Below are 23,467 nucleotides of genomic sequence, written 5' to 3' on the forward strand. Positions count from 1 at the left end.
ACGAGAGGACCCGCGTTCGCATGACCACTATCGAAGTGCCGCACAGCTCTCGATCCGCGGTGCTCACCGTGTCCGGGGTGATCGAGGAGACACCCGACGCGCGGTCGCTGGTCTTCGACGTCCCCGCGGACATGAAGAGCAAGTTCCACTACAAGCCCGGCCAGTTCCTGACGCTGCGGATCCCCAGCGACCTGACCGGCTCCGTGGCCCGCTGCTACTCCCTCGCGAGCTCGCCGTTCACCGACGACGCTCCCAAGGTGACGATCAAGCGGACCGCTGACGGCTACGGCTCCAACTGGCTCTGCGACAACATCTCGGTGGGCGACCAGATAGAGGTCCTTCCCCCGTCCGGCGTCTTCACTCCCAAGTCGCTCGACCACGACTTCCTGCTCCTCGGCGCCGGCAGTGGCATCACTCCGGTCATGTCGATCCTCAAGGCGGCGCTGACCGAGGGCAAGGGCAGAGTCGTCCTCTTCTACGCCAACCGCGACGAGAACTCGGTGATCTTCGCCGCCGAGCTGCGCGAGCTGGCCGCGAAGTATGCCGACCGCCTGACGATCGTCCACTGGGTCGAGTCGATCCAGGGCCTGCCCACGGCTGCTCAGATCGCGACGCTCGCGGCGCCGTTCGCGTCCAGCGAGGCGTTCATGTGCGGCCCCGGCCCGTTCATGGACACCGTCCACGAAGCACTGGCGCAGGCGGGCATGCCGCGCACTCGGGTCCACGCCGAGATCTTCAACTCGCTCGCCGGCGATCCCTTCAAGGACGTCGACCCCGAGGAGATCACCGACGAGGAGGCGGCCGACGCCGCGACCGTCGAGGTCGAGCTGGACGGCGAGACACACAACCTGAGCTGGCCGCGCAAGCAGACGCTCGTCGACGTCATGCTGTCCAAGGGCCTGGACGTGCCCTACTCCTGCCAGGAAGGCGAGTGCGGCTCGTGCGCTTGCACCGTCCTCGAGGGCAAGGTCGAGATGGACCACGCAGGCGTCCTGGATCAGGAAGACATCGACAACGGTTACATCTTGGGCTGCCAGGCCAAGCCGGTCAGCGACCATCTCAAGATCGAGTTCTGACGCTCGGTTCCCGCGCAGAACGGGCCCGACTCCGCCGTCCGGTGGGGTCGGGCCCTTCTTGGCGTCCGGGAGCATTCATCCGGGAGCGCCAACCGGAGGTCACCCACATTCGTTCAGGAAGAGCTGTGACAGTCGACGTGGAATCTGTGGCCTGAACTGCACGAACCCGTGACCGTAGTGCAATACGGACAGTATTGATCGGGCGGTCAGTCAGCATGAGACTGAGGTCGAGGGCAAAATCCTTATCCCTGAGGAGGCGGGTCATGAAGGCATCAACTCGTTGGCAGGACTACGCGGCCGTAGTCATCGGCGCCTTCGCAGCACTCTCGCCGCTGTGGCTCGACACCAGTGTCGGCGCCCGGTGGTCGCTGATCGTGCTGGGTGTACTCGTCGCCCTCGTCGGCCTGGCCCGCATGGCCCGGCCTGCAATGGCAACGGCGGACTACGCGATAGGCGTGTTCGGCGTCCTGATGTTCGTCTCGCCGTGGGTCATGGACTTTCACACCACGACCGCAACGGCATGGACGGCTTGGGTCGTCGGCGTACTCATGGTGCTGGTCGCCATTGCCGGAATGCCGGCGATGAGCGCCCGTATGCACGGACGTGGAGGAGTCGCCGCGCACTGACCGGAACCTGATACGTCGGTGGGACGGGCGCACGCGCGCTCGCCCCACCGACGTCCGACTGGAGGAGGAGCGCACCCATGCACCATCGCAGGCGTAGCGCCAAGATTGACGGGGATGCGCGCGAGGCGATCCTCGATGCGGCTGAAACACTGATTGCCGCCCGCGGCTTCGACGCCACGTCCACCGCTGCGGTCGCGGAGGCGGCGGGAGTTCCCAAGGGCCTGATCTTCTACTACTTCCCCACCAAGACCGACATCCTCACGGCATTGCTTGCCGAACGTCTTCCCACCGAACCACTCGACGACCTCTCCCCCCTCATCGCACCCGGCGATCCGGCGAGCAGCCTGGTAAACCTCGATGACGCGCTCAATCTGCGCGACAACCACTCGTCGGTGATGCGCGTGATCATCTGGCGTGAAGCCGAGACCCACCCCGACGTCCGCGACTACCTACGGCGATTTCGCTCGTACCTGCGCGATGCGACCATGTGGATCCTCCAGGCCAGCGCGGTGTCACCGGTCCAACCAGGGACTCTGCGCGCGTGCGCCAACGCGTGGGTGGCGGCGATGTTCTCGGCCGCCGGCGCCGACCGTATGCGCGACCTCGACGACATCCCCCGCCTCCAACGCGATGAACTGCGCACGGTCGCACAGGTGGTGGCTGCCGGGATGGTCCAGCTGGGTTGACAGCCATCAGCGGCAGATTCAACGCGTAGACGTGAGCAGCAGCCGTCCGGCGTCGAAGCTCGCGGCGCTGGCTGGCAGCACACCCCGACTCCCGCTGAGGATGACCTCGACCGTGCCGTTCCCGGTCGAGTCTCGACCCAGCGCGTCGATGCGCCGCAGAGTCTGGGCCGCGACGGCCTCGGCGCTGTCGAACAACACGACGTCGTCGCGCAATTGGGTCACGATCTCGTCGGCCACCAGCGGGTAGTGGGTGCACCCCAGCACGATGCCGGTGACGTCGACGGGTGTGCGGTCGGCCGCGGACGCGATCGCCTCACGTGCCCCGTCGAGGTCCCCGCGGTCGATCGCGTCAGCAAGACCGTGGCATGCCACCCCGACGACCGAACTGCCGTTGGCGAACTGCTCGACCAGTTTCGCCTGGTACGCACTCGCGGTCGTCGCCGCCGTGGCCCAGATCGCGACTGAGTCGCACATCGCCGCCGCCGGCTTGATCGCCGGGACGGTGCCGATCACGGGAACCTCCGGTCCCAACTCGGCGCGAACGTGGTCGAGTGCCGTGACGCTGGCAGTGTTGCAGGGCAGGACCACGACTCCGGCACCACTATCGACGGCCAGGCGGGCACTGCCGACGACCCTGTCGATCACCCACTGTTCGTCACGCGGACCCCACGGCGCTCCGTCGGGGTCGAGCGAGAGCATCAGATCGAGATCGGGGCGCAACCGGCGTAACCACGCAGATGTCGGGAGCAGTCCGAGACCCGAGTCGATGAGCGCTACGATCACCCGACAAATTTAGCCGGTCGGCTCGCGCCAGGTCTGGCAGGCAGGTTCAGGCGGGTGCCGATTCGAGCAATTCCGCGACCGGAGTGCCCGCCGCGATCTTCGCGCGCATCTTCATCACCGCACCTGCCGAACCCAGTCCTACGACCGCGGTAAGCGCCCCGCCACGCGAGTAGTAGGCGACGAACTTGCGCCCGTCGTCCTTGATCACGTGTACGTCATCGTCGGCCGAGACGGTTCCCAGGGCCTGGATCTTCAGGCCGTACTGGTCGCTCCAGAAGTACGGAACCTGCGTCGGCGCGTTCGGATCGCTCGTTCCGGTCAGCGCTCCTGCGAGGATCTTCGCCTGATCGCCGGCGTTGCTCCAGTGCTCGATGCGCTTGTGCCCACCGGATTCGTGCCGCCAGGCCGCGACGTCACCGACGGCCCACACGTGGGGGTCGTTGGTGCGGCCCACCTCGTCACAGAGGACGCCGTCGCCGGGATCGCTGCCGAGGTCGATACCCGACCCCTCGAGCCACCCGGTGACCGGCACCGAACCGATACCGATGGCCACGACATCGACCTCCAGTTGGGTGGCGTCGGACAGCACCGCGCCGCTCACCCGTCCCTCCCCGGTGAGGGCAGTCAGTCCGACCCCGACGCGAACGTCGACCCCCTCCTCGGTGTGCATGCGCCCGACCAAGGCTCCGACCTTCGCCCCCAGCACCGCCGCGAGCGGCGCCGGCTGCGGCTCGACGAGCACGACGTCGAGGCCCAGCGAACGCATGCTGGCCGCGAGTTCGCAACCGACGAAGCCTGCGCCGACGACCAGCGCGCGGGCACCGCCGCGCAGGTCGGCGCGCAGCGCGCGACTCTCGTCGACCGACCGCAGCACGTGCACCCCGCTCAGATCCGGCAGCCCAGGGATGCGACGTGGGCGCAGCCCGGTCGCGATGATCAAGTCGGCGTAGGCGATCTCGCTGCCATCGGCGAGAAACAGCACCTGCCCACCGCGGTCGATGCCGGTCGCGGCCACCCCGAGGCGCAGGTCGATGCGGCGCTCGTCGTAGAACTCTCGTGGCCGCAGCGTGGTGTCGTCGCTCTCCCCACGGACGACCTCCTTCGACAGCGGCGGGCGGTCGTAAGGCAGGTGCGGCTCGCCGCCGACGATGACGAGTTCACCGCTGTAACCCGACTGACGCAGCTCCTCCGCGGCCCGGACGGCGGCCAGACCGGCCCCGACGATCACGACCGGACCGCCGACCTTCTCGCTACTGGTCATCCTGCACACCCTCCGTCACCAAGTTCGATACTTCACCAGACGCACTCTCGCGAGCCACGCCACAGCTAGAACATGTTCTACCAAACCCACCTGCTGGCGGATACCGGCCGGGGCGGGGGGTGGGCAAAGCGCGACGAAGCACCCGATTCACTAGAGTTGAAGCGGAACCGGCGCCGGCACGGAACGGCACCGGAAGAGGAGCGATGATGACCACTGATCCGGGTAACGGCCGGATGAGAACCCAAGGCGAACGGATCCGATTCGGAACGAGCGCATCCCACGACCTGATCGACGCGCAAGGCAAGACGATCATCGCGGACGCTGTGGTCGCGAAGATCGCCGGCATCGCCACCCGGGAGATCAGCGGCGTCTACGACATCGGTGGTGGCACCGCACGCGTCGTCGGCGCCTTACGCGACCGCATTCCCGGGGCCCGGGTCAACCACGGTCAGGGTGTCGCGGTGGAGGTCGGCGAGAAGCAGACCGCGATCGACATCGGCATCGTCGCCGAGTACGGCGTGGCCCTGCACGAACTCGCGGCCGGAATCCGGCGCAACGTGATCGCTGCTGTGGAGAACATGACCGGCCTCGAGGTGACCGAGGTGAACATCACCGTCTTCGACGTCGTGCTCCTCGGCCAAGGCGAAACCGACACCGACACCAAGCCCCGAGTGCAGTGACCGAACCCGTGACTGCGCCGATCTCGGCGGCGGAGCGTGCCGCCGAGGCGGTTCTGGCCGTGCCGGGGGTGGCGGGCCTGCACGGGGGCGAGTTCGGCACGATCGCCACCTATCTTCCCGGACGGCGGGTCACCGGTGTCCAGATCAACGCGGACAGCTGTGCCGTGCACGTGACCCTCCGGTACCCGGCCGACCTCTTCGAGACCGCCGAACGTGTCCGCGCCGCCGTCCACGCAATCGTGGGCGTCCCGGTGGACGTCACTATCGAGGACCTCACCGACGAGACAGGACCAGAACTATGACCAGCACGACCATGGGACTGATTGCAGGACTGCTCCTCGCGCTCGCCGGGATCCTCGGCGGTTTCAGCGGTTTCGTCTTCGCCGTCCTCCTCGGGGCGGTCGGCATGGCGATCGGCGCCCACCGCGACGGCCACCTCGACCTCGGCGCCCTCCTCCGGTCCCGCGGCCGTGGCTGACACCGCCGCCACCGCTACCCATCCGTCCGACAACTTCCACGAACCGGACACACGGGGACGGCTGATCCTCAAGGACCGTGCGATCGCGAGGATCGCGACAACGGCGGCGCTCGAGGTTCCGGGCGTCGTGTTGCAGCGCGGCGGGCTCATCCGAATCACCGGCCGCGACCTCCCCCGCGCCGACGTCTCGACGGGAAGCCACTCGGTGGCCATCAACCTGTATCTCGGCGTGCAGTGGCCGTGTGACGTTGCTGAACTGACCCGGCGGGTTCACCGCAAGGTCGGCGACCAGGTCGAGAACCTGACCGGTATGCCACTGCATCAACTCGGCGTCTTCGTCGCCGGCACCGACGCGGAGACCACGGACGACGACGCCGCCGTCGAGTACCCGACCCCCACACAGGCCGATACCGTCAACGCGCCGCGACAACCGACGGCGGCTCCGGCGGCTGTCCCCGCCGCTGTCTCGATCGCACTCGGTTTGCTCGCTCTCGGCGTGGTCGCGGCCAGAGAACTTCTCATCTCCCGGGGAACGCTGCCGGGTGCCCCGTGGCTCCGCAACACCTTCGAGTGGGCGGGCCGACAGCACTGGAACCACTGGCTCGTTATCGTCGCGCTCGCCGCGCTGGCACTCGGCATCCTCCTCGTGCTACTGGCGCTGTCGCCCCGCGCCCGCACCCACGTGCCGGTGCGTGCCGACAGCGATACGCCGACGGTGTGGCTTCGCCCGGTCGATGTTGCCCGGCTGTGCAGCACCCGCGCCGGCGCCGTCGCGGGGGTGGCCGACGTGCACACGACGGTCGACCGCCGGCGCGCCACGGTCCACGTGACCGCGCAGCCCGGTGCCCCGATCGATGATCTCGGAACATCCGTCGAGACCACCGTCGAAGACGCTCTGGCGCTTCTCGACCGAAAACTGAAGCTACGCGTGAAGATTCGCCACAAGAAGGGCCCGACGTGAAGCGCGGGACGGCGGCCCTGAATCGCATACTCGTACTCGCCGTCGGTTTGCTGCTGGCCGCTGCCGGGGGCGTCGCACTCGCGTGGGATCGCGACGTCCAGGCGGTCCACGATGCGGCCGCCCACATCGATCCGGACTGGGTCACGGCGATCCCGGACCAGCGGTGGTGGAACTGGGCTCTCGGCGCCACGATCGCCGCCTGTTTCGTGCTCGGGACCGTAGTGCTGCTGGTCGACCTCGTGCGACGACGAGCGGCACCGAGCACACTGCACGAGACGACCACCGGAACCGCCGTTGCGATCGACCTCGGTCCCATCGCCACCGGTGTCGCCGCCGAACTCGGCCGACTGCCCGGAGTGCGGCAGGCCCGCGGGCGGGCGTTCTCGGACCGAGGTCTCGCGACGATCCAGGTGACCTTGGACGCTGACCCACACAGCGACACGGACTCCCTCATCCGCACCTCGGAGGAGGTCGCAGCCGCGACGACGTCCGCCCTTGGCGGCCCCGGCGTGACCGATGTGGCGGTTCGCGTGCTGCTGCACCTCGACCGCGCCGACCACCCACCCGCCCCCGAGCCCGAACGACCGTCCGCCGCGCCGGGCGGAGCAGACCGACCGAGTACGTGAAATGTCAGCGCAGACCGCGAGTGTCGCCGCCCCCGGACTGCGCGCCGTCGAGCACTAGCGAGAGCCTTCGGGACGTAGGAACTCGGGTTGGTCCAGCACCCGAAGCCAGCTGCCGTCAGGCTGCCTCCGGACTACTTGGGCACGGGCTCCGGCGCCGTCCCGCGGTGGTGTCGACGTCAACGCGAGGTCGCCGCTGACGAGCGTCGGGAGCGGCGGCTCGGGCTCGAAGCGCGGGCCGTCATCGAGGACCCGCGCCCACAACTCCCGGATCGCGGCCCGACCGACCGTGACCGACCCCGGCGGGTATGCCATGACGGCGTCCTCCTCGTACAGCGCGGCGACACCGTCCGCGTCCCCGGCGTTGGACCGCTCGACGAACAACCGGGTGATCTCCTCCGGGGTCTTAGCCTTCTCGAACCGGGCCTTCTCGAACTCGCTCTTCGACATGAATGGTCTTCCTCTCGTGAACCGGAATCGGTCACTCCAGCATCGAGGCAAGCGAAAGAGAAGTCCAACAGATAGTTTTTCTCGAAACTAGAAGAAATTCTTATAGACTCAAGGCTCATGGAACTGCGTCACCTCGAGTACTTCGTGGCCGTCGCCGAGGAAGCCAACTTCACTCGGGCCGCAAACCGCGTGCACATCAGCCAACCCGGCATCAGCGCGCAGATCCGGCAGCTCGAAAGCGAACTGGGTGCAGCGTTGTTCGACCGCTCGACCAGGGTCGCGACGCTCACGGCGGCGGGGAAAGCCGCATTGCCTCACGCTCGCGCGACGCTGGCCGCCGCGGCCGGAGTGCGTGACGCCGTGGACGACGTCAACCAGTTGGTGCGCGGTCGGCTCGCGGTCGGAATGGTCACGGCATGCACCGTGACGCCGTTGTTCGACGCCCTGGCGGCTTGCCGCCGAGCGCACCCCGGAATCGCCACCGATCTCGTCGAGGACAACTCCGACCGGCTCGTCGACCGTGTCCGGGCGGGCACGCTCGACCTAGCCCTCGTCGGGGTGGCGGAGCGTCCACCGGCCGATCTCGCGTCCTTGACGATCGTGTCCGAACGGCTCGTCTCGCTCGTCCCGTCGCGTCATCCACTGACCGCGTCCGCGGCCTTGCGACTGTCCGAGCTGTGTAGCCAGCCGTTGATCTGCCTGTCCACGGGCACGGGCGTCCGCAGCGTCCTGGACCGGAACTGTGCGGCGCAGAACGTCACCGCGACTGTCGCGATGCAGGCCAGCGCACCCGACGCGGTCGCGGATCTCGTGCGACGCGGACTCGGGGTGGCGATCCTGAGCGAATCGATGGCAGCGTCATACCCGGACCTCGAGCCGATCCCCATCGTGGACGCCGATCTCGAGGCGGTCCTAGCGCTCGTCTGGAAGCCGGCAACCTCTCCGGCCCTGCGAGAACTTCTCGATCACGCTCGACGCGCATTCATGCCCTGAAACGCCGAATGGCGCCCACTCCCGAAGGAGCGAGCGCCATTGGCGTCAGCGAGAGCTAGCTCACTTGATGATCTTGGTGACGCGACCGGCACCGACGGTGCGGCCACCCTCACGGATCGCGAAGCGCAGGCCCTCGTCCATGGCGACCGGCTGGATCAGCACGACGGACATCTCGGTGTTGTCACCGGGCATGACCATCTCGGTGCCCTCGGGCAGGGTCACAACACCCGTCACGTCAGTCGTACGGAAGTAGAACTGCGGACGGTAGTTGTTGAAGAACGGCGTGTGGCGGCCGCCCTCGTCCTTGGACAGGATGTAGGCCTGGCCCTCGAACTCGGTGTGCGGAGTGGTGGTGCCGGGCTTGACCACAACCTGGCCGCGCTCGACGTCCTCGCGCTTGATGCCACGAACCAGCAGACCGACGTTGTCACCGGCCTGACCCGAGTCGAGCAGCTTACGGAACATCTCGATGCCGGTAACCGTGGTCTTGGTGGTGTCCGTGCGGATGCCGACGATCTCGACTTCCTCGTTGACGTTGATCACACCGCGCTCGACGCGACCGGTGACGACGGTGCCACGACCGGTGATCGTGAAGACGTCCTCGATCGGCATCAGGAACGGCTTGTCCGTCTCGCGGACCGGGTCCGGGATCGACTCGTCGACAGCCGCCATCAAGTCCTCGACGGACTTGACCCACTTCGGGTCGCCCTCGAGCGCCTTCAGGGCCGAGATCGGGATGACCGGAGCGTTCTCGTCAAACTCCTGGTTGGCCAGCAGCTCGCGGACCTCCATCTCGACGAGCTCGAGGATTTCCTCGTCATCGACCATGTCGGCCTTGTTCAGGGCAACGAGGATGTAGGGAACGCCGACCTGACGAGCGAGCAGGACGTGCTCACGCGTCTGCGGCATCGGGCCGTCGGTGGCGGCCACGACCAGGATCGCGCCGTCCATCTGAGCGGCGCCGGTGATCATGTTCTTGATGTAGTCGGCGTGACCGGGAGCGTCGACGTGAGCGTAGTGACGCTTGTCCGTCTGGTACTCGACGTGCGCGATGTTGATCGTGATGCCGCGAGCCTTCTCCTCGGGAGCCTTGTCGATCTGGTCGAACGCGAAGCTCTCGTTGAGATCCGGGTACTTGTCGGCGAGCACCTTGGTGATGGCCGCGGTGGTGGTGGTCTTGCCATGGTCGACGTGACCGATGGTGCCGATGTTCACGTGCGGCTTGGTCCGCTCGAACTTCGCCTTCGCCACTGGAATGTCCTCCTGGACTGATTGTGCTTGCGGTATGCAGCAGTGCGGTTGTTATTACGTTGGTCGTGCTGCGGCCGACGAAAACCGAGGTTACTCGCCGGTCGCCTTGGCGATGATCTCCTTCGAGACGTTCGAGGGAACCTCTGCGTAGGAGTCGAACACCATGGAGAAGTTCGCTCGACCCTGGGTCTTCGACCGCAGGTCACCGATGTAGCCGAACATCTCCGAGAGCGGAACCAGCGCCTTCACGACACGGGCACCACTGCGTTCCTCCATGGCCTGGATCTGACCACGGCGGGAGTTGAGGTCGCCGATCACTTCGCCCATGTAGTCCTCGGGCGTGGTGACCTCGACAGCCATGAGCGGTTCGAGAATGACCGGGCCGGCCTTGCGAGCGGCTTCCTTGAGCGCCTGCGAACCGGCGACCTTGAAGGCCATTTCCGACGAGTCGACGTCGTGGTATGCGCCGTCGAGCAGAGTCAGCTTCATGTTCACGAGCGGGTAGCCGGCAAGAACGCCGTACTGCATCGCGTCCTGGGCACCAGCGTCGACCGACGGGATGTATTCCCTGGGTACGCGGCCACCGGTGACCTTGTTCTCGAACTCGTAGCTCGCGCCGTCCTCGCCGACGAACGGCTCGAGGGCGATGATCACCTTCGCGAACTGTCCGGAACCACCGGTCTGCTTCTTGTGCGTGAACTCGTGCTTCTCGACCGGCTTGGTGATGGTCTCGCGGTAGGCGACCTGCGGCTTGCCGACGTTGGCCTCGACCTTGAACTCGCGGCGCATACGGTCGACGAGGATGTCGAGGTGCAGCTCGCCCATGCCGCCGATGACGGTCTGGCCGGTCTCCTCGTCCAGCTCGACCGAGAACGTCGGGTCCTCTTCCGCGAGCTTCTGGATCGCGGTACCCAGCTTCTCCTGGTCGGACTTGGTCTTGGGCTCGATGGAGACCTGGATGACCGGGTCCGGGAACGTCATCGACTCGAGCACGACCGGGTTCGCCTGGTCGCACAGGGTGTCACCGGTTGTGGTGTCCTTCAGGCCGATCATGGCGTAGATGTGGCCGGCGACGGCCTCGTCGACCGGGTTCTCCTTGTTGGCGTGCATCTGGAAGAGCTTGCCGATGCGCTCCTTCTTGCCCTTGGTGGCGTTGAGCACCTGGGCACCCGGCTCGACACGACCCGAGTAGACGCGCACAAAGGTGAGCTTGCCGAAGAACGGGTGTGCCGCAATCTTGAAGGCCAGAGCCGAGAAGGGCTCGTCCTTGCTCGGCTTGCGGGTCAGCGCCTCGTCCTCGTTGTTCACGGCGTGGCCGTGGACCTCACCGATGTCGAGCGGGTTCGGCAGGTAGTCGATGACCGCGTCGAGCATGGGCTGGACACCCTTGTTCTTGAACGCGGAGCCACACAGCACCGGGTAAAGCTCGGAGGCGACCGTCAACTTGCGGATCGCGCCCTTGATCTCCTCGACGGTGAGTTCCTCGCCGCCGAAGTACTTCTCCATGAGAACTTCGTCGGACTCGGCGACCGTCTCGAGCAGCTTCTCGCGGTACTCGGCCGCCTTGTCGGCCAGGTCCGCCGGGATCTCCTCGATGGTCGGCTCCGCGCCGATCGCGACGGTGCCGCGCCAGGTGATGGCCTTCATCTCGACCAGGTCGACGACGCCGTCGAAGGCGTCCTCAGCACCGATGGGCAACTGCAGGACCAGCGGCTTCGCACCGAGGCGGTCGATGATGGTCTGCACCGTGAAGTAGAAGTCCGCGCCCATCTTGTCCATCTTGTTGACGAAGCAGATACGCGGAACGTCGTACTTGGCGGCCTGCCGCCAGACCTGCTCGGACTGGGGCTCGACGCCTTCCTTGCCGTCGAAGACAGCGACAGCGCCATCGAGGACGCGGAGCGAGCGCTCGACCTCAACCGTGAAATCGACGTGACCGGGGGTGTCGATGATGTTGATCTGGTTCTTGTTCCAGAAACAGGTGACAGCGGCGGAGGTAATGGTGATACCCCGCTCCTTCTCCTGCTCCATCCAGTCCGTCGTCGACGCGCCGTCGTGGGTCTCACCGATCTTGTAGTTGACACCGGTGTAGTAGAGGATGCGCTCGGTCGTGGTGGTCTTACCGGCATCGATGTGCGCCATGATGCCGATGTTGCGGACCTTGTTCAGGTCGGTCAGCACTTCCTGTGCCACAGGATTCTTCCCCGCTCGTAAATCGTGTCGGCCCTTCCGGGGCCACGTCTCTTGTCGTTGTCAGCCGGCCCGTGACGGAACCGACACAGTAGTGACGACGCCAGGCCGGGAGTTCGCAACGGTCTCGTACCCGTCAGGCCCCCGGCCTGGCGCACTATCACCAGCGGTAGTGCGCGAACGCCCTGTTGGCTTCAGCCATCTTGTGGGTGTCCTCGCGACGCTTCACGGAAGCGCCCAGGCCGTTGCTCGCATCGAGGAGCTCGTTCGCGAGACGCTCGACCATCGTCTTCTCGCGACGCTGGCGCGAGAAGGTGACCAGCCAACGCAGGGCCAGCGTGGTGGACCGGCCCGGACGAACCTCGACCGGCACCTGATATGTGGCACCACCGACGCGGCGGCTGCGCACCTCGAGGGCGGGCTTGACGTTGTCGAGCGCGCGCTTGAGGGTGACGACCGGATCGGTGCCGGTCTTCTCACGAGCCTGCTCGAGTGCACCGTAAACGATACGCTCGGCAGTCGACTTCTTACCGTCCAGCAGGATCTTGTTGACGAGCTGGGTGACCAGCGGCGAACCGTAGACCGGATCGGCGACCAGCGGGCGCTTGGGAGCGGGGCCCTTACGTGGCATCAGCTCTTCTCCTTCTTGGCGCCGTAGCGGCTGCGGGCCTGCTTGCGGTTCTTGACACCCTGGGTGTCGAGCGAGCCGCGGATGATCTTGTAGCGCACGCCCGGGAGGTCTTTGACACGGCCGCCGCGGACGAGCACCATCGAGTGCTCCTGCAGGTTGTGGCCCTCACCCGGGATGTAAGCGGTAACCTCGACGGAGCTGGTCAGGCGCACACGGGCGACCTTCCGCAGCGCGGAGTTCGGCTTCTTGGGGGTGGTGGTGTACACGCGAGTGCACACGCCACGACGCTGCGGGCTGCCCTTCAGGGCCGCGGTCTTGACCTTGGCGGCCTTGTCGCGGCGGCCCTTACGGACCAACTGATTGATGGTTGGCATGTACCGGCTTTCTTCGTTGTTTCCAGACTGCTCACATGAGCAACCTTGGCTGTTCTGAAATTAGGGATCCATCGGTTGGGACAAGAACGCTGCTGCCCCGCACCCGCCCCTCGCGTGCACACGAGGTCGGGCGTGTCGCGTACCCCCACACAGGCAACCGGATGCTCGTACCTGCAGAACACAGAAACGCGCGCACGGCGATGCCCCGGCATAGGCACACAAATCGGCCCGGGCGCACCGGAGCAATGCCTGTGGAGCGACCCCGGTGGTCGGACACGACCCCCAACAATACCTAACGGCTCCATTCGAGGTCAAAGCGGCCGGGGGGTCAGGCGCTCAGCTCGAGCGTCAGTTTCACCAGCGTGGCCGCTGCCTCACAGGGATCGGGATGTTCCGCGGCCTGATACTGCACCCACCAGCCGATCACGCCCGAGTCCGGTGCGCCCGAAGCGATCCCACACGTGCCGGGGTCCTGCGGTTGCCGCGAAAGCACCGCGCGCCGGCCGTCGACGCTCACATCCTCGACCGCGTAGCCCAGACGGTGCGAGGTTTCGCGCTCGACAGCGAGCGAACCGGTCTCGAACCAGTTGAACGTCACACGAACCGGACCGGCCGGTCCTGCCACCGACCAGCGACAGATCGCACCGAAGAACCCCCGGTCGATCGCTCCCCCACCGACCGCGTGGGCTATCTGATCAGAATCGACGGCATCGCATTCGGTGAGCAGCGCCGCATACCTCGACGACGTCCCCGGCGTAGCCGCGCCCTCAGGCCTCGGAGCGCCCGGGACCGTCGCTGCACACCCGGTAAGGACGAGGACACCGATAGTCGCGGCCGCGGCGGTTGCGATGGACGAGACTCGCGCCCGCTGTTCGTCCCTACCGATCATTCTGACTGGCACGCCCTCACCCGACCTGTCGGCACGGCGTTGCGGAAGACATGGTCGCGTGCTGGCCCTGTGACGCCGGGGCCGCGGGGCGCCCCAACCCGATATCGCCGTGGCGCTGTGAGACGAACGCGTTGAAATCGGGGAACGCCGCCTGAGGTACCTCAGGTTCGGTTGGCATCAACTGCGGACCGGTCGCCATGGACAACATCCTTCCCCAGAGTCGTCGCGAGCTGGCTGATCCCCCCACCGATCGCGGTATCGGGGCGTCGCCCCGGACGACCATCACACAGCGAGGCGCCCCGATGCTGCTCCTCCAAGCAAGTGCTACCGGCGAAGAAACCCCTACTCACTCACTGCGCGGAGAGAAGCGTCGAGCGAGCTCATGAGCTGCGCGAGGCGACCCTTGCCAGCCGGCGCCAGGGGATAGCGGCTGAGTACATCAGCCAACGTCGGTGTGGCGCGCTGCCGAGCCTGCGCGACCAGCTCGTTCCCGACAGCGTGATCGTCGCCTGCGTTCAACTCGGCGATGCGCGCTGCACTTGCCGCAGCGCGCAGGATGTGACCGACCTGGTGGGCCTTGGCGATCGGGTGAAGGTAGGCAGCGGACGCCGCATCGCCAGCGCAGCGTGCAGCGAGACGCGCAGCCTCGGTGGGTGCCTCCTTCGCAGCTCGGTGTGCGTCCACCGAAGCTACGCGCTGCAGCTCGGTCCTTCTCGCGCCGTTCACGAACTCCCACGCAGCATCGATGGCGGCGCGGGGCCGAGGATCATCAGGACTCACGGCCTCGAACACCGGTAGGACTTCCTGAGCGCTTTCCGCCACGTAGCGTGCGACAGCGCGCAGTTCCTCGATGGTCAGCTCGAAGTCGCCGGACCTGGTCGTCATAGCCGAAGCTTCCCATGTACCCCCACCCGCCTGCGGACGCGATGGTTCACGCAGGCCCCGGCATTGAGACGGTCGGCGTTCCAGACCGCTAGGTTGCGCTGTCGGTGTGGAGCAACGTTTTCGCCACTCCATTGGAGCAACCAGGCCCGATAGAAGCATCGCCGCGATCAGGGTCTCGGGAAACTGACTCCGAGCTCGATTGGTTTGTTCGGCTTGGTATTCGAAGCTGGCAGTCCGGGGTTCGCTTGCCTGTGGAGCGGGAATATGAACTGGCCGCCGGTTCGGCTCGGGCACCGGTTCCAGGAGTCGACCGATCCCGAACCGCGTCCCCACGAAGCCTGCGCAAGGCTGATCGCAAGTCCAAGGAAGCGGAAGCCGAGTCGGCCGCAGAGCGGACCGGGTCCGCCGTTCTCGGAGGGTGGTCGTCGAACTGAGTGTGGTTGTTACGGTCCATGTTTGGGCTATTTACGCTTTGGGTGTCCCGGGGTATCATGGCGGCATGTTTTTGGGACGGGTTGAGGGCATTGTGACGGGCCGTGGCGCGGCGCACGCAAGCGCGCCCCCGCCTCTGGCTCCCCTCGGTTGGCGTCGAGGAAGCTGGCGGTGAATACCGTGCCCCAATCTTAGCCGTGCACTAGGTGTTGTGTTGGAGGAGTGTACCTTTCGGCCCTCTAGCTGGTGAGCTGTGGTCTCGCATTTCGAGAGGATCGCAGCGGCGCCACCGGTCCAAGGCAGCGTGACAGGCCGTGATGCGGCGCGCGCAAGCGCGCCCCACCTCTCGCTCCTCCCGGTTGGCTTCGAGGAAGCTGGCGGTGAGTACCGTGTTCCCAATTTTGGTCGCGTTCTAGTTGTTGTGTTGGGGGAGTGCATGTTTCGCCTCCCTTACCGGTGAGCTGCGGGATCGCATCTCGAGCGGAGCGCAGCACACCGATTAGGGAGCGCAGCACACCGATTAGGGGCGGCGTGACAGGCCGCGGAGCGGCGCACACAAGCGAGCCCCGCTTCACGCTCCCCCGGTTGACCCGAGAAGGAGGTGGACTGTGAACGAGTCTATTATCATCAATCATGCGCTAGGCGTTGCATCGGAGGAGTGGACGTTAGTGTCCGGACCTCATCTTTCCGCGTACAGCGACCGTCTTATCGTTCCCCAATCAATCATGTGCTAGGTATTCTGTTGGCGGAGTGCACATTTGGGGTCTCCTGCAGTTGAGCTGCGGCCCCGCGCCTCGAACGGAGCGCGCCAACACCGATTGAGGGCAGGGCGACAGGCCCCCGTGCCTCGCTCTGCCCGGTTGACTCGGAAAGGAGGTGGACTGTGGAGATTCTTATTTGTTGTTCTTGGTGTTCACAAGGTTGACTCGAGAAGGAAGTGGACTATGAATTACATATTCATCAATCGCGTGCTAGACGTTCCATCGGAGGTGTGGACGCTTGCGATCGGCCCGGTTGCCACCGGGCGCGACACCATTGGACTTTCTCTACCATTCGCGTTCTAGGTGTTCCGTTGGAGGACTGCACGTTTGGGCTCCCCTGCCAGCGAGCTGCGGTCCGGCGTTTCGAACGGAGCGCAGCAACACCGATTGAGGGCCAGTGTGACAGGCCCCCGCCTCTCGCTCCCCCCGGTTGACTCGAAAAGGAGGTGGACTATGTGTTGCATTTTTTTCTTGAATCGTGTGCTTGGCGTTGCATTGGAGGAGTGGACGTTTGTGTACGGACCTCGTCTCTCTCTGTAAGGCGACTACTTTCTCTCTAGCTGGTGAGCTGCGGTCCCGGGTTTCGAGCGGAGCGCAGCGACACCGATCGAGGGCAGCGTGAAAGGCCGCGGAGCGCCACGCGCAAGCGCGCCCCCTCGCCCCTCGCTCCCCAAGGTTGACTCAAGAAGGAGGTTGACCGTGGATCTTCTTATTGGTCGTGTGCTGGGTGTTCTGTTGGAGGAGTGGATGTTTGGACGGGCCCAACACTGTAATCCCAATGTCGGGCTCCCCTGTTAGTGAGCTACGGTCGCGCATCTCGAACAGAGCGCAGCAACACCGATCGAGGGCAGCGTGACAGGCCGCGGTGCGGCGCGCGTGAGCACGCCCCGGCCTCTTACTCCCCAAGATTGACTCTAGAAGGAGGTGGACGGACGGTGACTTGGATTCTCTCTGCCAATCGTGTGCTAGGTGTTCTGTTGGAGGAGTGGACGTTTGCGCGGACCCCGTGCGCTATCAACGACAGTGGATATGTCGTGTGCTAGGTGTTGTGTTCGAGGAGTGCACGTTTCAGCTCTCTACCTGGTGAGCTGCGGTCCCGCGCTTCGAACGGAGCGCAGCAACACCGATTGAAGGCGGCGTGACAGGACGCGGTGCGGCGCGCAAGCGTGCCCCCCGCCTCTCACTCCTCTCGGAGAAAGAAGTGGACTATGAATTACATATTCATCAATCGTGTGCTAGACGTTCCATTGGAGGTGTGGACGCTTGCGTTCGGGCCCCGCATTGGATTATCTCTGCCATTCGCGTTCTAGATGTTCCGTTGGAGGACTGCACGTTTGGGCTCCCCTGCCAGCGAGCTGCGGTCCCCGGGTCGAACGGAGCGCAGCAACACCGATTGAGGGCCAGTGTGACAGGCCCCCGCCTCGCACTCTCCCCGGTTGACTCGAGAAGGAGGTTGACGGCTGGGTGTTCTGTTGCAGAAGTTGATGTTTGGACCGGCCATTCGCACGTGTGCGATCGACGACCGTGGGCTCTACTGTCCGTGAGCTGTGGTCTCGCGCTTCGAGCGTAGCGCAGCGATAGCGATTGAGGGCAGCGCGACAGTCCGCAGTACGGCGCGCGCAAGCGCGCCCCCGCCTCTCGCTCTCCTCGGAACAGGAAGTGGACTGTGATCTACAACACATTTGTCAATCGTGTGCTGGACGTTGCATTGGAGGAGTGGACGTCGTTCGTGATCGGACCCCGTATTGGACTATAGGTGTTCTGTTGGAGGAGTGCACATTTGGGCTCCCCTGCAGGTGAGCTGCGGTCCCGTGCTTCGAACGGAGCGCAGCAACACCGATTGAGGGCAGTGGCTATTCGGAAGTTTGGTTCGCGCGTCAGGGGCCAGGGTTACAGAGACGCCCGACGGCCGGTTCGCAGTCGAGATCACGCGCATCCCCACACGCAATCTGACCAACAGAAGTCGGCTGTCAGGTGATCTGCCGCCGCATCCATAGTGTCGATGGCGGCGGCAGTCGCGTCCCCGTCGGTCTCACCGGCGAGTTTCGCCTCTGCGAAGGCGGCGTCGACCCAGCAGCAACGACTCATCTACCGGCTCAGACAGGGGGGCGCCGAAGATGCCAGTCGGTTGCACTCTGGAAGGCGCTTCCCGCTCTGGCCAGGAGGAGCTCGTCGAGGTGGCGCGCCACGAGTTGAAAGCCGATCGGCACGCCGGCGCCGTCGAAGCCGCCCGGCAGGGTGATCGTCGGATTTCCGGAAAAGTTGAACGGGGCGGTGTACCGGAAGACGTTCGGCAGGTCGTCGGAGCTGTACAGCAGCTGTGCGAAGCGATCGAGCGTCAAGTCCGCCACGGGCAGGACAGGAAGAACAACTAGGTCAAGATCCTCGAAGTGTGCCTCGAACGTGCCCGAGAAGACTCGCCTCTCGTCTTCGATACGGGCTATATCTATGCCCGACACTGCGTACGCGGAACCCAGGAGCTCCCGTATCCACCGACCGTACTCTCCGGCCCGCGACGGAAACGTCTCTTCGTGCACGACTGCCGCCTCTGGCCCCGCGTAAGCGCCCCATCCGGCTGCCAACCCCATCGTGGACGGCAGCGACACCTGGCAAACGTCCGCGCCCAGGCTCTCGAACGTTGCCAGCGCATCGCGAAAAACCTCCGCCACCGGTGGCTCGACCACGTCGAACGTAGCCGTGGGGTCGAACCCGATCCGGATTCCTTGCATGTCCGACGGAGCCACGGCGTAGTCGGGCACCTCCGCTCTGACGGCGGTCGGATCGTTCACGTCGGGCCCGGCGATGGCTCGCAGCACGTGGTAGGCGTCCTCGGCGCTTCGCGCCATCGGCCCGACAGTGTCCAGCGACGGCGCCATCGCGAACACGCCATGGACGCTGACGCGTCCCCATGTCGGCTTGATGCCGGTGACTGCGTTCATGGTGCTCGGGGTGCGGATCGAGCCGCCTGTGTCGCTACCGAGGCTGGCCGTACACATCCCGGCTGCGGTCGCGACGGCTGAGCCGCTGGAGGACGCTCCGGCCCAGTAGCTCGCGTTCCACGGGTTCACAACCGCCGGAAAGTCGGGGTGGTACTCGCCTCCGGCAGCCTCGCACAGGTTCAGCTTCCCGAGCAGCACTGCTCCGGCACGACGCAGGCGAGAAACGACCGTTGCGTCGAAGGCGGGTATGAAGTTTCGGTGGATTGACATACCAGCGGTGGTCGGAATGCCCTCTGTGTAGACAAGGTCCTTCACGCCAATCGGAATGCCGTGAAGGGGTCCCCGGTGTTCGCCGCGGGAGAGCTCCTCCTCGGCTCGCTGTGCGTCGGCGAGAGCACTCTCGGCCAAGACCGTCAGGTAGGCCTCGAGATCAGGGTTGAGCCGATCGATACGCTCCAAGTGGGCTCGGGTCACCTCAACTGGCGACAATGCCCCGCTGCCGAAGTCCCGGGAAAGATCGGAGATCGAGGCGTAGCACAGATCGATTTCTTCCATTTCCTCACCCCCACTACCTCACTATCGCGCAGCTATGGGCAGGTGCCGTACCGCGTCACTCCCGGACACACTCCATGACGACCGCGGGTGGATAGTTCAGGTAGTCGTCCCAGTAGTCGCCTTCGTCGCCGGCCTCGGGCGCGGGCGACAGTTCGGGCATGTGCACCGCGAAATCACGGAAGCCAGCATCACGGAAAGCTGATTCGTACGCGTCGATCGGCAGGTAGTAGTTGTCGATGACAAGGGGGGAATCACCCAGGAGTGCCGTCAACTGGATCGGTGCTCCCTCGAACACGGACTCGGCCAGCTCTATCTCGAATCCGTACTTGCGGTAGTTGGGCACCTGCCCAAACGAGTACAAGTCCGGATTGGTGGTGATGGTGACGAACCGTCCTCCCGACTTGACGCGGCACGCCAATCCGCGACACATGCGCCCAAGTTCGTCGCGGTCTCGCGCGTACATCAGCAGGTAAGCGGCGACCGCGACGTCGAAATCCTGTTGCGGCACAACCGAGCGGGCGTCGGCAACGATGTATTCGATGCCCAGCGGCTCCCGCTCCTCCTGTTTTCGGGCCAGGCCGATCATTTTCTCGGAAATGTCTAGCCCCACCATGGGGGCCGCACCGGCCCGGCGCAAGATTCGGGTGAAATCCCCGGAACCGCACGCGACATCGAGAACCTTTTTGCCCTTCACGTCGCCGACGTGCTTCAGGAACGAATACGCCTCGATTCGGGATCGGACAGGAAAGGTCTTGGTCTTCTCGTACTTCTCGGCGATGAGGCCTTCGTTGTAGTCGGTGACCATGCTGCCCCCCATGGTTGTCATGCGGCCGCGTCGGGCACGCATCCCCGCAGCACGCGACAGTCTCTCCGAGAGTTTACGCGCGGTGCGCTGTCACGTCTTGATGCCAGCAGAGCAAGTTCTCACACGACCTCTTTGGAAGCGCTTGTCTGGTCGAACGAGCTAGGCCCGAACCATTAGTGGCGGCGGACGGGAGCGAACCAGATGCCGGGGAGACACCCGCTCGCGAATCTGCCCGCGAATCCGGTCTTTCAGGCCTTCGGCTAGTTCCGTGCCGCCCAACAGAACCGCGACGAGCGGCATCCAATGTGCGCCGTCCGCAAGATCCACGCCGACCACCAACGCGTCCGCGATCTCTGGAATCTTGTCCAACGTGGAAAGTGTCCGCACTTCCCATTCGGATTCCGTGGCGGTTCAGATGGAATCAGATTTCCCGTGCATTGGAACGGCGCCCCTTTCGGTGATCGTGGTCCAGGCGCCATGGCGCCACACACCGGGGAAGAAGACGAAATAGACTTCGCGGTAACGCTTTCCGTCCGGAGCGTGCACACTTTGGCGCCGAACCGATAGTCGTCCGCGGTATCACTATATTCTCTTCGAGTTGACCGAGCCGAGCGTGTGCGGCGGGCGCGGAGCAGTCCTGTCCACACGCCAGGTAACCGCCGACGCGATTGCGCACCCCGACATCCTTCTCACTCCCTGTCCCTCTACGCCGTTCTCACTCGGTCTTGCTTCCCGACCCGCTCACGGCACGGCCCTCGCCACGGTCAGTTCCGCGAGCCGTCGGGCTGCTTCACAGGGATCGGCCGTCGGAATCTGGCCGGCGTACGCGATCGACCAGTGCACGAAATCGTCATCGAACTGGACACCAAGTTCGCACAGCCGGCTCGAACTGGAGGCGACGAACCCGGGTTGGCCGCCTATCTCGATGTCCGTTGCCGGACGGCCGATCAGTTCGCTCCCGGCCCGCTCGCGTCCGATCGGACTGCCCCGGTACCAGGAAAACGACACGTGCGGAGCGCCCTGGCTGCCTTGCGCCGACATCTGCCACTCGCAGCCCACTGAATTGCGGATCACGGTCGCGAACCCTGAGACGCCGAATGCCGCGGCTACCTCCCCGTCGGTGACCGAACCGCATTCCCCGACGAACGGACCGGAACCCTGTACATCGGCGGTGGCGGTCGTGGCCGCATCGGCCTCGGCGTCGACGTCGGTGGCACCGCAGCCGACGAGCACGGAGACGCACACTAGGACACCCGCTGGGACGCCCACCCGCCTGCGCGACACGGAGACGAACCGTACCTGTCAGAGCGCGGGGGACGCGGGTGATTTCGACGTTCCGAGCGATCCCAGCGCGGCGTCGAGCTGAGCCGCCCAGCACCGAACGATCTCGGTGCGGCGGCGCGAGTCGTCGGTCAGGATATCGGCGAGCCCGAGACCGCGAGCGAGGTCGAGGGTGGCCTGCACGAGCCGCCGGACGGCGGGGTCCGAGTCGTCGACGCCGAGGCTCTCGACGGCGGCGCGGTGGGCAACCCGGCCGAACCGCTCCTCGAGCGGAAGGATGCGCGCCCGTAGTTCGGGGTCGGCGGCCGCCGCGGTCCATACCTGCAGTGCGGCTTTGAACAGCGTTCCCGTGTAGTAGTCGACGAGCCGGCTAACCACCGCCTCGGTTCGCCCGTCCCCTTCAGGCAGTTCGGTGACCTCGCGGCGCGCCTGTTCCATGCGGCCGTCGAACATGAACTCGAGCGCCGCGGTGATGAGATCCTCACGGGTAGGGAAATGATGCTGCGCCGCCCCGCGCGAGACACCCGCACGCTGAGCGACCACGGCTACCGTGGTAGCCGACCAACCGAACTCGACCAGACTGTCGAGGGTCGCTTCGAGGAGCCGCTGCCGGGTCACGCGGCTCCGGTCCTGTTGTGGTGCGCGCATCACTCGGTCGTCCTCCTCTCCGGTGTCTTCTCCACGTTCCCGTGGTCACATCCGCTGCGGCTGCCTACCCCCTGAGCGAACAGCCGACATTCCGCAGGTTAACAGTGTGCAAAATGAGGTGATCCCGCCCACATGACGATTGCGGATGCATCTCAAACCTATTACAAAAGGTGTCGGGAAGGGACGTCCGTCTTAGCCCCATCACACCACATCACCTCACAGGAGCAAGATTATGGGTTCTGCTGCCGAAATCCCCACCCTCGGAGAAGTTGCTGACTTCGCGGAGGGCATGAGTGACGTCCTCGCTGGCCTTAGCTTCATCGCTGGCTCGCTCGCGGCTATCTGATCGAGCCTCCAAGGGTGCGGGGCCTGTTCCGGTATCGGAACAGGCCCCGCACTCGTCTCAGCTGTCGACGCGTCTCAGCTGTCGACCGCCCACCTCGGTGATCGCTTCTGTAGGAACGCCGACATTCCCTCGATGGCTTCCTCCGACCCGAACAACCCCGCCGACTGCTCCGCCAGCACTTTCGCGTAGTTGTCGAAGTCGGCCAGCATCCGCATGGTTGTGAGCTTCTTCGATTCAGCCAGCCCCTGCGGTGAACACGCCCGCAACGTTGCGGCCAACTCGCGTACCGCCTCACTCGAATCCCCGACGGCCTGACTGATGAGCCCGATCGCCTCAGCCTCGCGCGGACCGAACTTCTCCCCGGTGAGGAAGTAGCGCCCAGCGGCGCGGGGTGTGAGCCTCGGGATGACGGTCAGCGAGATGATGGACGCTGCGAGCCCGAGACGCACCTCCGTGAGCGCGAACGTGCTCTCAGGCCCGGCGACGACCAGGTCGCACGCGCCCACCAGTCCCATACCGCCGGCCCGGACGTGTCCGTCGATCCGTCCGATCACCGGCTTCGGCAACTCGACGATTGCTCGGAGCAAGTCAGTCATTTGCTTGGTACGTTCGGCGGCGAGTCCTTCCGGGGTCGAGTGTGTCGCGGCACTCGCCTCCGACAGGTCCGCACCCGCACAGAACGTGCCACCGGTATGGGTCAGCACGACAGCCCGGACCGCAGCGTCGGTCGCCGCGTCTGCCAACCCTTGCCGCAACTGCTCGACGAGCCTGGTCGAGATCGCATTGCGATTGTGCGGTGAGTCGAGGGTCAGAGTCGCCACGCCGTCTGCGACCTCGTAGCGAACCAGACGATCGGTCATCTT

25 protein-coding genes are annotated in these 23,467 nt (G+C 65.4%); 9 read left to right on the plus strand and 16 right to left on the minus strand.

Annotation, left to right across the window (positions count from 1 at the left end):
- Positions 1–20 precede the first annotated feature (20 nt).
- The 3 genes from EGT50_RS12365 (at position 21) to EGT50_RS12375 (ending at position 2,388) form a co-directional block, all read left to right on the plus strand.
- Positions 21–1,076, plus strand: a complete 1,056-nt coding sequence (locus tag EGT50_RS12365) for a ferredoxin--NADP reductase (protein WP_127954977.1) — start codon at positions 21–23, stop codon at positions 1,074–1,076.
- Between the two features lie 263 nt (positions 1,077–1,339).
- Positions 1,340–1,702 (plus strand): SPW repeat domain-containing protein, encoded by a 363-nt coding sequence (locus EGT50_RS12370; RefSeq protein WP_127954978.1) that lies wholly within the window; start codon positions 1,340–1,342, stop codon positions 1,700–1,702.
- 77 nt (positions 1,703–1,779) lie between these two features.
- A complete protein-coding gene (locus tag EGT50_RS12375) occupies positions 1,780–2,388 on the plus strand; it encodes a TetR/AcrR family transcriptional regulator (RefSeq protein WP_127954979.1) in 609 nt (202 codons plus the stop codon).
- An 18-nt stretch (positions 2,389–2,406) separates the two neighbouring features.
- On the opposite strand, the gene EGT50_RS12380 is transcribed toward EGT50_RS12375, so the two are convergent.
- Both EGT50_RS12380 and EGT50_RS12385 read right to left on the minus strand, forming a co-directional pair.
- Positions 2,407–3,171 carry a glutamate racemase gene (locus tag EGT50_RS12380; protein ID WP_127954980.1) on the minus strand — a complete coding sequence of 255 codons (765 nt, stop codon included), beginning with the start codon at positions 3,169–3,171 and terminating at the stop codon, positions 2,407–2,409.
- Positions 3,172–3,217: 46 nt separating this feature from the next.
- Positions 3,218–4,432, minus strand: a complete 1,215-nt coding sequence (locus EGT50_RS12385) for an NAD(P)/FAD-dependent oxidoreductase (protein ID WP_206615815.1) — start codon at positions 4,430–4,432, stop codon at positions 3,218–3,220.
- A 206-nt stretch (positions 4,433–4,638) separates the two neighbouring features.
- Between EGT50_RS12385 and EGT50_RS12390 the strand changes: the two genes are divergently transcribed.
- The 5 genes from EGT50_RS12390 to EGT50_RS12410 are packed head-to-tail and all read left to right on the plus strand — an operon-like array spanning position 4,639 to position 7,177.
- Positions 4,639–5,112 (plus strand): Asp23/Gls24 family envelope stress response protein, encoded by a 474-nt coding sequence (locus tag EGT50_RS12390; RefSeq protein WP_127954981.1) that lies wholly within the window; start codon positions 4,639–4,641, stop codon positions 5,110–5,112.
- 8 nt (positions 5,113–5,120) lie between these two features.
- A complete protein-coding gene (locus EGT50_RS12395; RefSeq protein WP_408014641.1) occupies positions 5,121–5,414 on the plus strand; it encodes an Asp23/Gls24 family envelope stress response protein in 294 nt (97 codons plus the stop codon).
- On the plus strand, positions 5,411–5,590 hold the full coding sequence (locus EGT50_RS12400; RefSeq protein ID WP_127954983.1) for a DUF2273 domain-containing protein: 180 nt from the start codon (positions 5,411–5,413) through the stop codon (positions 5,588–5,590). Before EGT50_RS12395 ends, EGT50_RS12400 begins: the two co-directional genes overlap by 4 nt.
- On the plus strand, positions 5,583–6,551 hold the full coding sequence (locus EGT50_RS12405; RefSeq protein WP_127954984.1) for a DUF6286 domain-containing Asp23/Gls24 family envelope stress response protein: 969 nt from the start codon (positions 5,583–5,585) through the stop codon (positions 6,549–6,551). Before EGT50_RS12400 ends, EGT50_RS12405 begins: the two co-directional genes overlap by 8 nt.
- The gene (locus EGT50_RS12410) at positions 6,548–7,177 is read left to right on the plus strand and encodes an Asp23/Gls24 family envelope stress response protein (RefSeq protein ID WP_127954985.1); all 630 of its coding nucleotides are present in this window, start codon (positions 6,548–6,550) and stop codon (positions 7,175–7,177) included. Before EGT50_RS12405 ends, EGT50_RS12410 begins: the two co-directional genes overlap by 4 nt.
- Before the next feature lie 54 nt (positions 7,178–7,231).
- Here EGT50_RS12410 and EGT50_RS12415 read toward each other — a convergent pair whose 3' ends face one another.
- Positions 7,232–7,624 carry a YybH family protein gene (locus EGT50_RS12415; protein WP_127954986.1) on the minus strand — a complete coding sequence of 131 codons (393 nt, stop codon included), beginning with the start codon at positions 7,622–7,624 and terminating at the stop codon, positions 7,232–7,234.
- A gap of 117 nt (positions 7,625–7,741) precedes the next feature.
- Here EGT50_RS12415 and EGT50_RS12420 point away from each other — a divergent pair, with 117 nt between their 5' ends.
- The gene (locus tag EGT50_RS12420; protein ID WP_127954987.1) at positions 7,742–8,617 is read left to right on the plus strand and encodes a LysR family transcriptional regulator; all 876 of its coding nucleotides are present in this window, start codon (positions 7,742–7,744) and stop codon (positions 8,615–8,617) included.
- A 60-nt stretch (positions 8,618–8,677) separates the two neighbouring features.
- Here EGT50_RS12420 and tuf read toward each other — a convergent pair whose 3' ends face one another.
- The 13 genes from tuf to EGT50_RS12485 form a co-directional block, all read right to left on the minus strand.
- Positions 8,678–9,868, minus strand: a complete 1,191-nt coding sequence (gene tuf, locus EGT50_RS12425; protein WP_127947797.1) for an elongation factor Tu — start codon at positions 9,866–9,868, stop codon at positions 8,678–8,680.
- Positions 9,869–9,958: 90 nt separating this feature from the next.
- Complete coding sequence (fusA, locus tag EGT50_RS12430; protein WP_127954988.1) at positions 9,959–12,061, minus strand: elongation factor G; 2,103 nt, start codon at positions 12,059–12,061, stop codon at positions 9,959–9,961.
- 157 nt (positions 12,062–12,218) lie between these two features.
- The gene (gene rpsG, locus EGT50_RS12435) at positions 12,219–12,689 is read right to left on the minus strand and encodes a 30S ribosomal protein S7 (protein WP_127947799.1); all 471 of its coding nucleotides are present in this window, start codon (positions 12,687–12,689) and stop codon (positions 12,219–12,221) included.
- Positions 12,689–13,063: a 30S ribosomal protein S12 gene (rpsL, locus tag EGT50_RS12440; protein WP_127915634.1), complete on the minus strand. Its 375-nt coding sequence runs from the start codon at positions 13,061–13,063 to the stop codon at positions 12,689–12,691. Before rpsL ends, rpsG begins: the two co-directional genes overlap by 1 nt.
- Before the next feature lie 328 nt (positions 13,064–13,391).
- Entirely contained in the window at positions 13,392–13,952 is a 561-nt protein-coding gene (locus EGT50_RS12445; protein WP_127955287.1) for a DUF3558 domain-containing protein, read from the minus strand.
- Between the two features lie 16 nt (positions 13,953–13,968).
- Complete coding sequence (locus tag EGT50_RS12450; RefSeq protein WP_127954989.1) at positions 13,969–14,151, minus strand: hypothetical protein; 183 nt, start codon at positions 14,149–14,151, stop codon at positions 13,969–13,971.
- 143 nt (positions 14,152–14,294) lie between these two features.
- On the minus strand, positions 14,295–14,837 hold the full coding sequence (locus EGT50_RS12455) for a putative immunity protein (RefSeq protein ID WP_127954990.1): 543 nt from the start codon (positions 14,835–14,837) through the stop codon (positions 14,295–14,297).
- Between the two features lie 3,289 nt (positions 14,838–18,126).
- Entirely contained in the window at positions 18,127–19,524 is a 1,398-nt protein-coding gene (locus tag EGT50_RS12460) for an amidase (RefSeq protein ID WP_127954991.1), read from the minus strand.
- A gap of 55 nt (positions 19,525–19,579) precedes the next feature.
- Positions 19,580–20,350, minus strand: coding sequence for a class I SAM-dependent methyltransferase (locus EGT50_RS12465; protein WP_235870734.1), 771 nt, complete (start codon positions 20,348–20,350; stop codon positions 19,580–19,582).
- 138 nt (positions 20,351–20,488) lie between these two features.
- A complete protein-coding gene (locus EGT50_RS17260; RefSeq protein ID WP_235870735.1) occupies positions 20,489–20,698 on the minus strand; it encodes a hypothetical protein in 210 nt (69 codons plus the stop codon).
- Positions 20,699–21,070: 372 nt separating this feature from the next.
- Complete coding sequence (locus EGT50_RS12475; protein WP_127955289.1) at positions 21,071–21,598, minus strand: DUF3558 domain-containing protein; 528 nt, start codon at positions 21,596–21,598, stop codon at positions 21,071–21,073.
- Between the two features lie 33 nt (positions 21,599–21,631).
- Positions 21,632–22,261, minus strand: a complete 630-nt coding sequence (locus EGT50_RS12480; protein WP_164873405.1) for a TetR/AcrR family transcriptional regulator — start codon at positions 22,259–22,261, stop codon at positions 21,632–21,634.
- 417 nt (positions 22,262–22,678) lie between these two features.
- The gene (locus tag EGT50_RS12485; RefSeq protein WP_127954993.1) at positions 22,679–23,464 is read right to left on the minus strand and encodes an enoyl-CoA hydratase family protein; all 786 of its coding nucleotides are present in this window, start codon (positions 23,462–23,464) and stop codon (positions 22,679–22,681) included.
- Positions 23,465–23,467 lie beyond the last annotated feature (3 nt).

It is taken from the genome of Rhodococcus xishaensis, from assembly GCF_004011825.1.
GTDB classification, from domain to species: Bacteria; Actinomycetota; Actinomycetes; order Mycobacteriales; family Mycobacteriaceae; genus Prescottella; species Prescottella xishaensis.

What these genes read in the sequence shown, in the direction of transcription:
- EGT50_RS12420 (WP_127954987.1), top strand. Translation starts at nt 7,742, where the DNA reads ATGGAACTGCGTCACCTCGAGTACTTCGTGGCCGTCGCCGAGGAAGCC.
- EGT50_RS12455 (WP_127954990.1), bottom strand. Translation starts at nt 14,837, where the DNA reads ATGACGACCAGGTCCGGCGACTTCGAGCTGACCATCGAGGAACTGCGC.
- EGT50_RS12445 (WP_127955287.1), bottom strand. Translation starts at nt 13,952, where the DNA reads ATGATCGGTAGGGACGAACAGCGGGCGCGAGTCTCGTCCATCGCAACC.
- EGT50_RS12450 (WP_127954989.1), bottom strand. Translation starts at nt 14,151, where the DNA reads ATGGCGACCGGTCCGCAGTTGATGCCAACCGAACCTGAGGTACCTCAG.
- EGT50_RS12485 (WP_127954993.1), bottom strand. Translation starts at nt 23,464, where the DNA reads ATGACCGATCGTCTGGTTCGCTACGAGGTCGCAGACGGCGTGGCGACT.
- EGT50_RS12465 (WP_235870734.1), bottom strand. Translation starts at nt 20,350, where the DNA reads ATGACAACCATGGGGGGCAGCATGGTCACCGACTACAACGAAGGCCTC.
- EGT50_RS12400 (WP_127954983.1), top strand. Translation starts at nt 5,411, where the DNA reads ATGACCAGCACGACCATGGGACTGATTGCAGGACTGCTCCTCGCGCTC.
- EGT50_RS12365 (WP_127954977.1), top strand. Translation starts at nt 21, where the DNA reads ATGACCACTATCGAAGTGCCGCACAGCTCTCGATCCGCGGTGCTCACC.
- EGT50_RS12385 (WP_206615815.1), bottom strand. Translation starts at nt 4,432, where the DNA reads ATGACCAGTAGCGAGAAGGTCGGCGGTCCGGTCGTGATCGTCGGGGCC.
- EGT50_RS12415 (WP_127954986.1), bottom strand. Translation starts at nt 7,624, where the DNA reads ATGTCGAAGAGCGAGTTCGAGAAGGCCCGGTTCGAGAAGGCTAAGACC.
- EGT50_RS12460 (WP_127954991.1), bottom strand. Translation starts at nt 19,524, where the DNA reads ATGGAAGAAATCGATCTGTGCTACGCCTCGATCTCCGATCTTTCCCGG.
- EGT50_RS12375 (WP_127954979.1), top strand. Translation starts at nt 1,780, where the DNA reads ATGCACCATCGCAGGCGTAGCGCCAAGATTGACGGGGATGCGCGCGAG.
- EGT50_RS12390 (WP_127954981.1), top strand. Translation starts at nt 4,639, where the DNA reads ATGACCACTGATCCGGGTAACGGCCGGATGAGAACCCAAGGCGAACGG.
- rpsG (WP_127947799.1), bottom strand. Translation starts at nt 12,689, where the DNA reads ATGCCACGTAAGGGCCCCGCTCCCAAGCGCCCGCTGGTCGCCGATCCG.
- EGT50_RS12370 (WP_127954978.1), top strand. Translation starts at nt 1,340, where the DNA reads ATGAAGGCATCAACTCGTTGGCAGGACTACGCGGCCGTAGTCATCGGC.
- rpsL (WP_127915634.1), bottom strand. Translation starts at nt 13,063, where the DNA reads ATGCCAACCATCAATCAGTTGGTCCGTAAGGGCCGCCGCGACAAGGCC.